At 60.8% G+C, this 13,533-nt stretch carries 17 protein-coding genes; 6 read left to right on the top strand and 11 right to left on the bottom strand.

What is annotated here, in order from left to right; all coding sequences use genetic code 11:
- Positions 1-13 precede the first annotated feature (13 nt).
- Positions 14-892, top strand: a complete 879-nt coding sequence (gene yghU / locus ASC90_RS23230; protein ID WP_056545697.1) for a glutathione-dependent disulfide-bond oxidoreductase — start codon at positions 14-16, stop codon at positions 890-892.
- Between the two features lie 129 nt (positions 893-1,021).
- Here the strand turns inward: yghU and ASC90_RS23225 are convergent, their stop codons facing one another.
- The gene (locus ASC90_RS23225; RefSeq protein WP_056545696.1) at positions 1,022-1,324 is read right to left on the bottom strand and encodes a hypothetical protein; all 303 of its coding nucleotides are present in this window, start codon (positions 1,322-1,324) and stop codon (positions 1,022-1,024) included.
- Positions 1,325-1,585: 261 nt separating this feature from the next.
- On the opposite strand from ASC90_RS23225, the gene ASC90_RS23220 reads away from it, so the two are divergent.
- The 5 genes from ASC90_RS23220 to ASC90_RS23200 all read left to right on the top strand — a co-directional run bounded on the left by ASC90_RS23220 (position 1,586) and on the right by ASC90_RS23200 (position 5,005).
- Positions 1,586-2,200, top strand: a complete 615-nt coding sequence (locus tag ASC90_RS23220; protein WP_056545694.1) for a TetR/AcrR family transcriptional regulator — start codon at positions 1,586-1,588, stop codon at positions 2,198-2,200.
- Positions 2,201-2,428: 228 nt separating this feature from the next.
- Positions 2,429-2,734: a DUF2282 domain-containing protein gene (locus ASC90_RS23215; protein WP_056545691.1), complete on the top strand. Its 306-nt coding sequence runs from the start codon at positions 2,429-2,431 to the stop codon at positions 2,732-2,734.
- A gap of 39 nt (positions 2,735-2,773) precedes the next feature.
- A complete protein-coding gene (locus ASC90_RS23210; protein WP_056545689.1) occupies positions 2,774-3,700 on the top strand; it encodes a DUF692 domain-containing protein in 927 nt (308 codons plus the stop codon).
- Entirely contained in the window at positions 3,687-4,487 is an 801-nt protein-coding gene (locus ASC90_RS23205) for a DNA-binding domain-containing protein (RefSeq protein WP_056545687.1), read from the top strand. The genes ASC90_RS23210 and ASC90_RS23205 overlap by 14 nt, the downstream gene beginning before the upstream one ends.
- Positions 4,487-5,005: a DoxX family protein gene (locus ASC90_RS23200; RefSeq protein ID WP_056545685.1), complete on the top strand. Its 519-nt coding sequence runs from the start codon at positions 4,487-4,489 to the stop codon at positions 5,003-5,005. Before ASC90_RS23205 ends, ASC90_RS23200 begins: the two co-directional genes overlap by 1 nt.
- Positions 5,006-5,109: 104 nt before the next feature.
- On the opposite strand, the gene ASC90_RS23195 is transcribed toward ASC90_RS23200, so the two are convergent.
- From ASC90_RS23195 to pcaD, 10 genes are all read right to left on the bottom strand, one after another.
- Positions 5,110-5,826: an ABC transporter ATP-binding protein gene (locus tag ASC90_RS23195; RefSeq protein ID WP_056545682.1), complete on the bottom strand. Its 717-nt coding sequence runs from the start codon at positions 5,824-5,826 to the stop codon at positions 5,110-5,112.
- Entirely contained in the window at positions 5,807-6,571 is a 765-nt protein-coding gene (locus tag ASC90_RS23190) for an ABC transporter ATP-binding protein (RefSeq protein WP_056545681.1), read from the bottom strand. Before ASC90_RS23190 ends, ASC90_RS23195 begins: the two co-directional genes overlap by 20 nt.
- Positions 6,568-7,578 (bottom strand): branched-chain amino acid ABC transporter permease, encoded by a 1,011-nt coding sequence (locus ASC90_RS23185; RefSeq protein ID WP_056545679.1) that lies wholly within the window; start codon positions 7,576-7,578, stop codon positions 6,568-6,570. Before ASC90_RS23185 ends, ASC90_RS23190 begins: the two co-directional genes overlap by 4 nt.
- 1 nt (position 7,579) lies before the next feature.
- Positions 7,580-8,443, bottom strand: a complete 864-nt coding sequence (locus ASC90_RS23180; protein WP_056545677.1) for a branched-chain amino acid ABC transporter permease — start codon at positions 8,441-8,443, stop codon at positions 7,580-7,582.
- Positions 8,444-8,555: 112 nt separating this feature from the next.
- Positions 8,556-9,728: an ABC transporter substrate-binding protein gene (locus tag ASC90_RS23175; RefSeq protein WP_056545676.1), complete on the bottom strand. Its 1,173-nt coding sequence runs from the start codon at positions 9,726-9,728 to the stop codon at positions 8,556-8,558.
- A 128-nt stretch (positions 9,729-9,856) separates the two neighbouring features.
- The gene (locus ASC90_RS23170) at positions 9,857-10,906 is read right to left on the bottom strand and encodes a 3-carboxy-cis,cis-muconate cycloisomerase (RefSeq protein WP_056545675.1); all 1,050 of its coding nucleotides are present in this window, start codon (positions 10,904-10,906) and stop codon (positions 9,857-9,859) included.
- A 2-nt stretch (positions 10,907-10,908) separates the two neighbouring features.
- A complete protein-coding gene (gene pcaG, locus ASC90_RS23165; protein WP_200950940.1) occupies positions 10,909-11,520 on the bottom strand; it encodes a protocatechuate 3,4-dioxygenase subunit alpha in 612 nt (203 codons plus the stop codon).
- 2 nt (positions 11,521-11,522) lie between these two features.
- Entirely contained in the window at positions 11,523-12,272 is a 750-nt protein-coding gene (pcaH, locus tag ASC90_RS23160) for a protocatechuate 3,4-dioxygenase subunit beta (RefSeq protein WP_056545673.1), read from the bottom strand.
- 9 nt (positions 12,273-12,281) lie between these two features.
- The gene (gene pcaC / locus ASC90_RS23155) at positions 12,282-12,686 is read right to left on the bottom strand and encodes a 4-carboxymuconolactone decarboxylase (RefSeq protein WP_056545672.1); all 405 of its coding nucleotides are present in this window, start codon (positions 12,684-12,686) and stop codon (positions 12,282-12,284) included.
- Positions 12,683-13,492: a 3-oxoadipate enol-lactonase gene (pcaD, locus tag ASC90_RS23150; protein ID WP_056545671.1), complete on the bottom strand. Its 810-nt coding sequence runs from the start codon at positions 13,490-13,492 to the stop codon at positions 12,683-12,685. The genes pcaC and pcaD overlap by 4 nt, the downstream gene beginning before the upstream one ends.
- Positions 13,493-13,533 lie beyond the last annotated feature (41 nt).

The following is a 13,533-nucleotide window of genomic DNA, read 5'->3' as shown; positions in this document are numbered from 1 at the left end:
TCTGGAGATGACAATGACCGACAGCCCCCAATACATCCCGCCCAAGGTTTGGACCTGGAACAAGCCGAGCGGGGGCACATTCGCCAGCATCAACCGGCCGATTGCCGGCGCAACGCACGACAGGGAACTGCCGGTCGGCAGGCATCCGTTGCAGCTCTACTCGCTCGGGACACCGAATGGCCAAAAAGTTACCATCATGCTCGAGGAGCTGCTCGCCCTTGGCCATTCCGGCGCCGAATACGATGCATGGCTGATCAAGATCGGCGATGGCGATCAATTCGGCAGCGGCTTCGTAGCCGTCAATCCGAACTCAAAAATTCCGGCCCTGACCGACAACTCGGGACCGCACCCGGTTAGGGTATTCGAGTCCGGTTCGATACTCGTCTATCTCGCGGAGAAGTTCGAGGCCCTCCTTCCGAAGGATCAGCCGAACCGCGCGGAGTGCCTCTCCTGGCTCTTCTGGCAGATGGGCAGCGCTCCCTATCTGGGTGGTGGCTTCGGTCACTTCTATGCATATGCGCCAACCAAGATCGAGTATGCGATCGATCGTTTCGCCATGGAGGTCAAGCGTCAGCTCGACGTTCTCGACCGCCGGCTGGCCGACAGCGAATACCTCGCGGGTTCCGACTATACGATTGCCGATATCGCCGTACTTCCCTGGTATGGCGGTCTCGTCAAAGGCTGGCAATATGGCGCCGGCGAGTTCCTGTCTGTACAGGATTACAAGAATGTCCACCGCTGGGCCGACACGCTCCTGGCCCGCCCGGCCGTCAAGCGTGGCCGTATGGTCAATCGCCTATCGGGTGAACCGTTCGAGCAACTGCACGAACGTCATGAGGCCAGTGATTTCGAGACGAAGACACAGGACAAAATTGCGGGAAAGGACGGATGAAGGCGAGCAAGGCGACATAGCCGCGGCGGCTCACGTCCCGAAGATTTGCGGGCGCTTTTGGTAGGCACGCGCGACGGGAGAGGTTTGCGGATCGGTCGGCGCAAACCGGCGCGCCCCCGCAACGAGCATTCAGCCCAGGAGACGATCCGCCAGGACTTCGGGCTGCTTGATTTCCAACGGCCCGTCGAACAGTTCGTCATACTTTGCCACAAGCGCTGAGGCGATCGAACCGTTGAGGTGCGCCTGGCGTCCCTCTTCGCCGTCGAAGGCATCGAATATTCCGAAGGTCGACCGGTCGAAACGGACCGCGAACCATGCGACCGTCAGTGGTTCGTGATCCAACAGGCCCTGTGCGCTCTTGAGGAACGCGGCGACTTCGTCCTCTTTGCCCGCCTTTGCTTTGAGTTCAACGTAGATTGCAACCTTGGTCATCTTTTTTCTCCTGGATATTCAGAGTGAGGAATAGCTGCTGACGGCGTCTGCCTACGTCCGCGCAATGATCGTTCGTCGCGGGATTTCCTTACCCGGGATAAAGCCGAGCTCGGGTGGAGCTTTTGATGGTTGCATCATCATGTGAGCGCGATGCAGCTGCCAACGGCAGCAGTTTGAGTTTTAAAGCATTTGTTATAAAATTCATCCATCAAGTTGGATGCTTGCTCGCCGCAGCGATCAAAATTTTGAGAGACGTAGCAAATGGCCCGGCCGAGGGAATTCGACGAGGAACTGGTACTTCTGCGCGCCGTCGAGCTTTTCTGGGAACGCGGATACGAGGCGACATCGATACGTCACCTTGCCGAGACGATGGGTCTTACCACGGCGAGCATCTACAATGCCTTTGGGGACAAGAAGGCCGTATATCGTCGGGCACTCGATTTTTACGTTCAGCTCAGCCTCGGTGAGCGGATAAGGCGTTTGTCGCAGAAGCCACCACGGGAGGCGATCGATGCATTCTTCGACGAGATCATCGAGCGCTCGTTGAGCGACACCAAACGGAAGGGCTGCATGGTTGTCAACTCGGCTCTCGAAGTGGCGCCCCACGACCCGGAATTTCAACGAGTGGTAGGAGAGGTGCTCCATCAGCTGGAAGGGTTCTTCCGTCACTGCGTCAAGGCCGGGCAGGACAACGGAACGATCAGCACCGGCCAGTCCGCTGACGATATGGCGCGCACCCTTTTGAGTGCGCTCCTCGGAATTCGGGTGCTGGCACGCACAAGACCCGAGAGAGAGCTTCTAGAGGGGGTGATAAAACCGGTACTGTGGCTGCTAGAGCCCGAAGCAAGCCGGCCGGGGAAAGTCTCACCTCCCTAAAATCCATTGGCCAACCTGCCTGGCGTCACGCATCGACGCCGACCCCGGCAAATACCGGGGCCGAGGATGTTTTCAGCTATCGCGGCCGGCTGCCGACTGAAGCCGGATCACCAGAGCCTGCCAAATCCGTCACAAACTAGTGAACGCGGCACCGGTAACGAATGTCGGTGAGATTGCGAACCCCGATATGCGCTCAGCAAGAGCGTCTATCCGATTATGGAGATCGCAATGTCTATCAAATCCAACATCAGCTCTGTCGTCCTCGCCGGCGCTGTCGCCACCGCCCTTGCGTCGATGGTCAATGCTGCGCCGCTCACGAAGGCCGAGGGTGATGCTGCGGTTGCCGCCCACAAGGAAAAGTGCTTCGGCGTTGCCCTCAAGGGTCAGAATGATTGTGCAGCTGGTCCTGGTACAACCTGCCAAGGCACCTCGACCGTCGATTTCCAGGGCAACGCCTGGAAGTTCGTACAGGGCGGAACCTGCACTTCCATCGTTGTGCCGAACGGTCAGCACGGTTCGCTGAAGGCGATCTGAACCTACGCGCCTTAAACAATCGGGAGGCGGAGAAACGCCATGACCGCAGATTTTATTCCAACAGCCGCGCTCGCGGTAGATACTCTCCGCTTCCCTGCGCACCCGATTGCCGGTTTGGCAGGAACCAGCTTCAAGCACGAACATTTTCCCGCGATCACCGCCGACGGCTCGCATCGCGGTTTCTTTGAAGTCCATGCCGAAAACTATATGGGCGCTGGTGGTCCTCCGCATCGAATCCTCGAACAGATTCGCCGTGACAACCCCGTGTCGCTCCACGGTGTCTGCATGTCGATCGGCGGACCCCAGCCGCTCGACAAGGCTCATCTGGAACGCTTCCGCTCCCTTGTCGAGCGATACGAGCCGGTACTGGTGTCCGAACATCTGGCATGGTCGACGCATCAGGCGACGTTTCTCAACGATCTGCTTCCGCTGCCCTACACACGGGAAAGCCTGGCAAAAGTCTGCGATCACATCGATGAAGTGCAGGCGACCATCGGACGCCCGATTCTTCTCGAGAATCCTTCGACCTACGTCATGTTCCGCGAGTCGACGATGGGCGAGACCGACTTTATCCGGTCGATCGCCAAGCGCACCGGCTGCGGACTTCTGCTCGATGTCAACAATGTCTTCGTCTCCGCGATCAATCACGGGTTTTCGGCGCTGGATTACCTATGCGATTTTCCGCTTGCCGCAGTCGGCGAAATCCACCTAGCGGGCCACGCCGAACAATCCGACGACGAGGGCGATCTGCTCCTGATCGATAGCCATGACGGGCCAGTCGCGGATGCCGTCTGGAAGCTTTACGACATCGTCCTTGCCCGCTGCGGCCCGATCCCGACGCTCATCGAATGGGACAGCAACATACCCGATTGGCCGATACTGAGGGCCGAGGCAATGGCGGCGCAGGCAATTCTTGACCGCCGTACTTCCATCACGCTCCAGGATCAGAGCCATGCCGCAGCTTGATGTCACACGGGAACCCGCGCAGTGTCTTGCCTACAGCGCCGAGTTCGCACCGGCACTGATCGATCCTGATGCCGGAACGCCATCCGGCGTCGTCGGCCCCAACGGCAAGGGAGCGGTCAAGCGCTACAACGTCTATCGCAACAACGTCACCGTCAGCCTGATCGATACGCTGGTCGGGATTTTCCCGGCGGTGCAACGCCTTGTGGGGCCTGATTTCTTCCGTGCCATGGCGCGCTTCCATCTGCGCGCCACGCCGCCGACTTCGCCGCTTCTCTTCCAGTACGGCCATGATTTTCCGGATTTTATCGAACGCTACGAATACGCGCAGTCCGTCCCCTGGCTCGCGGACGTAGCCAGGATCGAGCGGGCCTGGCTCGATGCTTACCATGCGGCGAATGTCGGGCCAGTGGCCGCCGTCGCCGTGGCATCCGTGCAGCCAGAGCGGCTCGGCGATCTGTTATTCACGGTGCATCCGGCAACGAGGATCGTTCGCTCGGCCTATCCGGCGCTGACAATCTTTGCCGCCTACCGCAGCGAGGGCCCCACCGGACCGATCGAGACGAGCGAGCCGGAGGACGCGCTCATCACTCGACCCGACATGGAGGTGGTCGTGCGCCACCTTCCTCCCGGCGGTGCAGAATTCCTGATTTCATTGATTGCCGGCAAGCCCTTGGGGCTCGCAGCAGCCACGGCGGTCGACGCCTGCCCGTCCTTCGACATCGCGGCCAGTATCGCCGGCATGATCGAATCCGGCGTGTTCTGCGCCATTACCCTTGGAGACGCATGATGATAGCGACCACAACCCGGCAGCCTTCGCTGAAAGACAGGCTACAACCGATCGTGACACTTGTGGAGAAGGCGCAGAATCTCGTTAAGGCCGTCGCGCAACCGACTGTCGTTGGCGCCGTTCTGCGCGTTGCCCTCGCCGTGCCCTTCTGGAGGTCCGGGATCCTGAAATGGGGTGGCTTCCTGCAACTCAACGATATCGCGATCACCCTCTTTACCGACGAATTTATGCTGCACCTACCGGGCGGCCCCTATCCCTATCCGGCACCCGAAACCATGGCTTTCCTCTCGGGTGCCGCCGAGATCAGCCTTCCGATCCTGCTGGTCCTTGGCCTCGCTACGCGGTTTGCCGCGACGGGCCTGCTGTTCATGACGCTGGTCGTCGAACTGACCATACCCGAAGGATGGCCGATCCACATCACCTGGGCCGCGATGGCATTGTCGCTCATGGCGTGGGGGCCGGGCAAACTGTCGATCGATCATTGGCTCGCGCGTTGGCTTGGCCGTCGCGTTTCTTGATGCGGCCGCTGGTGGCGCAGGCGAGCGACCCGGGCAGTCCAACTTCCTGGTTTCGCGCTTCGCGTTCGCGCGGCTCCGAATCGTAAAGCTGATCGCTGCCTGCCTCAGTGCAGGCCGCCGACACCCAGCAACCGTTCCACGGTATCATGATCCTGTGACAGCGCTTCCGGCGCGCCGTTCCATGCAATCCGTCCGCGCTCCAGGATGATCACCCGATCGGCAAAATCCAGAGCGCTTTGGATACGTTGCTCGACCAGCAATATCGTCATGTCGCCCGTCTTGGCCAGCTCGGCAAAAGCGCCCATCAATTCCTCGCAGATGATCGGGGCAAGGCCTTCCAGTGGCTCGTCCAGCAGAAGGACCGAGGGACGCCCGAGTATGGTGCGTGCGGTCGATAACATCTGTTGCTCGCCGCCGGAGAGCTGGCTGCCGAGATTGCTTCGCCGTTCCTTGAGTCGTGGGAACATCTGGTAGGCTTCTTCGATGGCCGTTTTCGGGCGCCCCTTGAGGCCGACATAAAGGTTCTCCTCGACGGTCAGCGTCGGGAAGATGCAGCGGGCCTGCGGCACATAGCCGAGCCCCCGGTGAGCGCGGCCCGCTGTCGGCAATGAGGTCACGTCGGAAGATCCAAGCCTGATGCGGCCTTCATAATGTTTCGTCTGTCCGGCGAGCGTTGCAAGCAGCGTGGTCTTGCCCATGCCGTTGCGACCCAATACGGCAAGCCGGGCGCCTGCTGGAACCGAGAAGGACACCCCCTCGAGAACGCGCGTGGGGCCATATCCGGCCGACAGGTTCTCAACCTCAAGCGGCGTGGCTGGCATTGGCATAGCTCCCGAGATAGGCGGCGCGGACGCCGGCATCCTTGGTTACGTCGGCGGGCGAGCCGTCGAAGATGATGGCGCCTGCGGCAAGCACGATAACGCGCTTGGCAAAGCGGAAGACGAGGTCCATGTCATGCTCGATCATGAGTACAGCCAGATCGGCAGGCAGCTCGGCGAGCGCCTGTTCTATGCGGCCGGTATCGCTCTGCGGCACGCCGGCTGCAGGCTCGTCAAGCAGCAACACCTTGGGCTTCAGCGCCATGGCGACGGCGATCTCCAAAAGCCGTTGCTGGCCATAGGCGATCTCACTGACCTTGCGATGCATAAGACCGCCGAGACCGAGCGTGTTCAGCATTCCGGTCACCTCTGCCATGACGGCGGGCATCGCCAGAAAATTTCCGAACATGCGTGTCGCGCGCCCGTCGCGTTGCAGGATGGCAAGTGCAACATGTTCGGCAGGTGTCATATCCTGGAAAAGCCGGGTCACCTGGAAAGAGCGGACCAAACCGCGCTTGACGCGTCCGGCCGCATCGATCTTCGTGGCGATTTCTCCGCCAAGACGAACCTCGCCGGAATCGGGCGCCAGATTGCCGGTGACGAGATTGACGAAGGTGGTTTTGCCGGCGCCGTTCGGCCCGATCAGTGCCACACGATCTCCCGGTTGCATCGAAATCGAAACGTCATTGGTAACCGCAAGGCCGCCGAAAGATTTTCGGAGGTTGACGACTTCGAAGACGGCGCTCATTGCGAAGCCTCCTTGCAGCGCGATAGCAGACTTGCGGCCGTTCCGTAGATGCCCTTCGGCGCGAAGAGAACGACGGCGATCAGAAGCGCGCCGACCATCGTCAGCCAATGAAAGGGATTGGCGGCCGAGACATAGTCTTCGAACAGCATGAAAATCACCGTACCGGAGAGCGCGCCGAAGAGTGAGCCCGTGCCGCCCAGAACCAGCATGACAAGACTTTCGGCCGAGAGCGTGAAGGACAGGCTGTCGAGGCCGACGACCTGCGTGGAAATCGCGTTCAGCGCGCCGCCGACACCTGCGACGGCGCCTGAGATGACATACATCTTCATCATCACCGCCTTCGGCGAAGCACCCATGGCGCTGATACGCACCGGGTCTTCCTTGATGCCGCGGCAGAGCATGCCGAAGGGGGAGCGCACCAGCAGGCGAAGAAGAACAAAGACGATCAGAAGCAGCACGACACCGAAAACGTAGGCCGTCTGGCCGTAGAGGTCGAATTCGAAATAGCCGAAGATCGGATTCGCAGAGATACCGGAGAGGCCGTCGCTACCGCCAGTCCAGGAGGAGGCCTTATTGGCGAATTCGTGAAACAGGTTGATCAGCGCGATCGACAGGACCAACTGCGGCAACCCATGGGCGCGCAGGATGACGACGCCGCACACGAGGCCCGAGATCGCGCCGCCTGCAATGCCCGCCAGTGTCATCAAGAGCGGATCAGTAATGCCGTAATGTGCCGAGACAATGCCGGCCGCATAAGCGCCGGAGCCGAACAGCGCGGCGTGCCCGAGTGTTGCTACGCCGCAATAACCGGTCACCAGATCGAGCGAGAGCACGAGCAGCGCGATGCCGACGATACGCGTCAGCAGGGCCAGATTGTCCGGGAAAAGCAGATAGCCGATGCCTGTAAATACGATGATGGCGATCACACCAGCCAGGTCGCGGCCGAAAGCACGATGGCGGCGGGCCGAGGCGGCGCCAGTCGTTTCTGTGTTCATGGTGAGTGTCATCCTATTTCGTCCTTCCGGCAAAGCCGCGCGGGAAGACGCAGATGATCGCAATAACCGCGAGGTAGAAGAAGAATTCTCCGAACTCGGGCATAAGATAGCGCCCGGTCGTATCGATGCCGCCGAGCACCAGGCAGGCGATCAGGGCGCCCGGAATGGAGCCGGCACCGCCGACCGAAACGACGACGAGGAAGGTCACCATGTAGCGCAGCGCATAATAAGGCTCGACCGGCAGCAGTTCGGCACCGACGACTCCACCGAAAGCAGCAAGCCCGACGGCGACCGCAAAGCTCAGCGCATAGATGATCTCGGTGCGGACGCCGAGGGCAGCAGCCATCGCGGCGTTGTCGACGGATGCGCGCAGCTTGACGCCGAAACTCGTTCTCTCGATCGTGAACCAGAGTGCCATTGCAACTGCGAGGCCGCAGGCGATCGCAAACAGGCGGTGAACCGGGATGGTGCGGAACCCCAGATCGGTGGAGCCTTGCAGGCCCGGAGGCAGTGGAATGGTCTTCAACGTCGGACCCATGACGTAGTTGGCAATGCCGATGATGCAGAAGGTGATGCCGATGGTCATCAATACCTGCGTCAGCTCCGGTGCACCGTAAATGCGGCGGTAGAGAAAGCGTTCGACGGGGATCGCGATGATGATTGTGCCGACGACGGCGGCGATGACGCCGAAGCCGTAACCGAGCCCGAGATCGCGCACCGCGTAGGAGGCGATATAGCCGCCGATCATCGCAAAGGCGCCGTGGGCGAGGTTGACGACGCGCATCAACCCCATCGTCACGGAAAGGCCGATCGAGATGACGAAGAGCACCATGCCGTAGGCCAGCGCGTCGACCGCGATACTGAAGACAGTCTGCATGAGGTTATCCCAATGCTCTAGTGGCGGGCCTTAAGGCCGTGCACCGTCCGAAACCACTTTGTGTCCCGGATATCTGAAGGTCCGCCACGGTTATCGGAGGGAGGATAGGACCTTACTTCACCGCCGCAAGGCCCGGATCGCCCTGCTTCTCGAAAGTCTGGATCTCGTTGTTGATGAACTTGCCGTCCGCATCCTTGGCGACTTCGCGCAGATAGATGTTCTGCGTGATGTGGCGGCTTTCCGGATCGATGGAAACCGGGCCGCGCGGGCTTGTCCACGAAAGACCCTTGACGGCCTCGACGGCCTTCTCTGCGTCCTGCTTGCCGCCGGTTGCCTCGATCATCTTGTAGATCACATGCATGCCATCATAGGCGCCAACAGCCGGGAAGGTAAGTTCGGCAGGGTTGCCGATCGCCTTGCCGGCGGCTTCGACGAAAGCCTTGTTCTCAGGAGAGTCATGTGAGATGGCGTAGTGGAAGGTCGTCAGCATGCCAAGCGCGGCATCGCCGAGCGCCGGCAGGTCGGATTCCTGCGTCAGGTCGCCGGGCGCGAAGAGTTGAATACCGCCTGCTTTCAGGCCATTTTCGTTATAGGCCTTGACGAAGCCGAGCGTCGTCGGGCCGGACGGCAGGAAGGCGAAGACGCCTTGCGCGCCGGAGTCCTTGATACGCTGCATGATCGGGCTGAAGTCATTGGTCGCAAGCGGCATGCGGATCGCCTCGACAACCTCGCCACCGGCTTTTTCGAAGCCGGCTTTGAAGGCGTTTTCGGCGTCGACGCCCGGGCCATAGTCGCTAACAACCGAAATGACCTTCTTGACGCCCTTGTCGAACGCCACTTGCGCCATCGGCGTCGATGTCTGCCATGTGGTGAACGATGTGCGGACAACCAGCGGGCTCTTGGTGACGATCGCCGAGGTGGCGGCGTTCATGATGACCAGTGGCGTATTGGCCTGCTTCAGGATTGGCGTGACGGCCATGGCGTCCGGGGTAAAGTAGAAGCCGGCGAGGTATTGGACCTTTTCCTTGACGACCAGTTCCTGGGCCAGTGCCTTGGACTGCGCCGGATCTGCCGCCGGAAGATCCCGATAGATGATCTCGACGGTGCTATCGCCGATCTTGTCGCCGTTGGTCGCCATGTAGGCGTCGATACCGGCCTTGAAATTCTTGCCTTGCAGCGCGAACGGGCCGGAAAACGGCCCGACGACGCCGACCTTGATTGTGTCGGCATAGGCACCGGTGCCCATGATGATTGCCGCAGCGGCGGCCAAAAGCAGCGTCTTCATTCTTTCTCTCTCCCTTTGTCGGCGTACTCCAGCGCCGTTCTAGCGCGCAGCTAAACGTTTTCGCAGCAGTTTGTCATGCAAAACGGTAATGTAAAATGAAATAAATGCCGTGATTCATCATTTTTCGGTTATGTTTCTCTGCCAAGACTCTGGATATTTTCAGTAAGGTCCCGAGCAAGGCGCAGCGCGGCCGCCGCTGCCATCACCATCGGCGGCAATACAAGCCATTCCAGCGTCCATGCCGCGCCGGAGCGCTCCTGCTCGTGTACGAGCGACTGGTGGATGGCGGAGAGCTGCGTGGCATTGAAGCGGGCAAGTGCGACAAGTGTCTCAGCCGCAACCGGGTTCTGCTTATGCGCCATCGCCGACGAGCCGCCGCCGCCTGAAAGGGCGATTTCGGTTCCTGCCTGGGCCAGGAGAGCGACGTCCTGTCCGAATTTTCCGAGACTGCCTGATATCAGCGACAGCAGGTCGGCAAGGTCGGCGATACGGCCGCGCTGGCTCTGCCACTGCGGCTCGTCGGTCAGTCCGAGGTCCTGTGCGAGCGAGGAGCGCACCGCCGCCGCCTTGTTTCCGAGTTTATCGAGAGTTCCGGCAGCACCCCCGAACTGCAGCGGAAAGGTCTGTTCGGTCAGCCTGTCGCGATAGATTTCCAGTGGCGCGCGCCAGGCGTGCAAGCGATCGGAAACCAGTATCGGAACGGCCGCCTGCATGCGGGTATGCCCCATCAGCATTCTTGCGCCGAAGCTGCGGTCCAAATCGTCGAAGATACCGGCAATGCCCGAGAGCCTGTTTGCGAAGATGAAGAGCACCGATTTCAGCCGAAGCATCAGGCTGGTATCGATCACATCCTGACTGGTCGCGGCGAAATGAAGGTGCTGAGCGGCGTCGCCCCCGATGGCGCCACGCAACTGCCTCACAAGCTCCGGTACGACGACACCGTCTTTTGCCGTGGCCGCCTTCAGTGCATTCAGATCAGGCGCAAATCCAGCACAAGCGGCCACGATGCGATTGGCGGCGTCGGCCGGGATAACCGCATGCCGCGCTTCTGCTTTTGCAAGCGATGCTTCAAAGGTGAGCATGGCGCGCAGGTCGGCTTCCGCCGAGACATAGCGCTCGATTTCGGCATCGCCGAGAAGACCGGAGAGATAGGGGTGGTCGAAGGGCGAGATACCCATCCTCAAATGTCCAGAAACACGGTTTCTTTCGGCCCCTGCAAATAGATGTCGAAGCTGTACACGGGGCCTTCCTTCGCCGCGATCAGAGTGGCGACGCGCTCGCGGTGCTCGATGCGGGCAAGCAGGGGGTCGGCATTGTTCGCTTCGGTTTCCTCAGGGAAATACATCCGCGTCTGCAGGCCGATATTGATGCCACGCGCAACGATCCAGAACGAAATGTGCGGCGCCATGGGGCGGCCGTCCTTGAACGGGACGTTGCCAGGCTTGACGGTCTCGAAACTGTAGACGCCGTCCTCGGCACGGGTCGGGCAACGGCCCCACCCTGTAAAGTTCGGATCCGCCGCGCCGCGCATTTCCGAAGGGCTGTTGTAGTAGCCGGCGCTGTCGGCCTGCCATATCTCGATCACGGCGTCACGCACCAAGGCGCCAGCGCCATCGAAGATGCGGCCGGTGACAGTGATGCGTTGGCCGAGCGTCCTGTCGTTGACCATCGCGTTGCCGAGATCGGCTTCGTAGACGCCGCCGATATCACAGAAGTTCGGGGTCATCCCGATGTGGACATAAGGTCCTGCCGTCTGGGAGGGTGTTTCCTTGAGGTAGCGAAGCTCCTGCACCATCAGTTGCCCTCCAGCTTGTTCTCGAACATGGTCGAACGGCGGCCACGCAGCACGATATCGAACTTGTAGGCCCGTGCATCCATGGGGATCGTATTGCCCCAGTCGGGTGGCGCGATCAACTGTTCGACGGCTGCCTTGTCGGCAATCGAACCGACAATGGGACATTTCCAGATCATCGGATCGCCTTCGAAATACATCTGGGTAATCAGTCGCTGGGCAAAGCCGTGACCGAAGATCGAGAAGTGGATGTGGGCCGGGCGCCAGTCGTTAACGCCGTTCGGCCAAGGGTAGGCACCGGGCCGGACCGTGCGGAAAGCGTAGCAGCCCTCGCCGTCGGTGATCGCACGGCCGCAGCCGCCGAAATTCGGATCGATGGCCGCGAGATAGCTTTCCTTCTTGTGACGGTAGCGGCCACCGGCATTGGCCTGCCAGAATTCGACGAGCACGCCTGCCTGCGGGCGGCCGCGCTCATCGAGCACGCGGCCATGGACGATGATGCGCTCGCCGATCGCGCTCTCTCCGGCCTTGGCGAAATTGTGGATCAGATCATTGTCCATCTCGCCGATTATCGAATGGCCGAAGACCGGGCCGGTCGTTTCCGAGATGGTGCCGTCGAGCGAAAGCAGCGCGCGCTGCGGCGAGCGCAGGATCGAGGTCTTGTAGCCAGGGGTCAGCGCTGGTGGATGCCAGCTGCGATCGCGACCAAAGAAGGCGCCGGTTTCCGGCCTGCGGTTGGGGATATCGGACATGTGCTCCTCTTACGCCGCTTTTTCGGCGTCCATCTGCTCGAAAACCTGCTTGGCGATCTTGATGGCGTGATTTGCTGCGGGAACGCCGGCATAAATCGCCACATGCAAAAGCGCCTCGCAGACGTCGTCGCGGCTGGCGCCGGTATTGACGGTTGCCCGCACATGCATCGCCACCTCGTCATCCTGTCCCAAGGCGGCCAGAAGCGCGATCGTCACGATCGAGCGCTCGCGCCTGGTGAAGGTGGGGCGCGACCAGACATGACCCCAGGCGGCCTCGGTAATCAGGTCCTGAAACGGTTTGTCGAAGGCGGTGGATGCTGCTTCGGCGCGGTCGACATGGGTGTCGCCCAGAACGGCTCGCCGGGTCGACATGCCCTGCTTGTAGCGCTCGGAGGGAGGCGAAGTCTCGTTCATGGGCTCTTTTCTCCGTGCAGGGCGAAATCGATGAAGGCTCGGATGACGGCGGTCAATGCCTCCGGCTGTTCGACGCAGGGCAGGTGGCCGGCGTCGCGAATTATCTCGAAGCGGGCGTTGGGGATAAGCTGCGCCAGCGATTTTACGAGATCCGGCGGCGTCGAGCCGTCCTGATCGCCGACGATGCAGATCGTGGGCACGGCGATCTTCCGGGCAGCTTCCGTGAAATCGGCATCGCGGATAGCATTGCAGGTGGCAGCGTAGCCAATGGCGGGCTGCCGCGCGAGCATATTGCAATAGCCGGCGTACGCCGTGTTTTCCGGGCGGCGGAATGCAGGTGTGAACCACCGCTCCATGATGCCGTTGACAAGGCTTGCGATGCCATCCTTCTCGACGGCGGCAATACGGCTGTTCCACATTTCGGGCGTCCCGATCTTGTGGGCCGTATCGCAAAGGATCAGCGCGCGCACCAGATCAGGACGCTGCTGGTAAAGCGACTGGGCGATCAGTCCGCCGACAGAGAGGCCACAGATGATCGCTTGCTTGACCTCCAGCGCCTCCAACAGGCCGATAAGGTCGGAGGCGTGTTCCTCGATCGAATGGGGCGTTTGCCCGATATCCGAGAGTCCGTGGCCGCGCTTGTCATAAAGAAGGATAGCAAAATCACCCGCCAGCCGGACGATCACGTCGCGCCAGATGCGGAAATCCGTACCGAGCGAATTGGCAAACACCAGCACCGGCTTGTCGGCGGGACCGCCGATGACCTGATAGTGGATGGCAATGTCGTTGACGCGGGCAAATTGCACTGGAAACTCCTCCGAACGGGAATTTGAATGTTTAATCTGGT

Source organism: Rhizobium sp. Root1220 (assembly GCF_001426265.1).
Classification (GTDB): domain Bacteria; phylum Pseudomonadota; class Alphaproteobacteria; order Rhizobiales; family Rhizobiaceae; genus Rhizobium.
The sequence above is the reverse complement of the archived record's forward strand: the minus strand, read 5'-3'. Positions and strand labels throughout refer to the sequence as shown.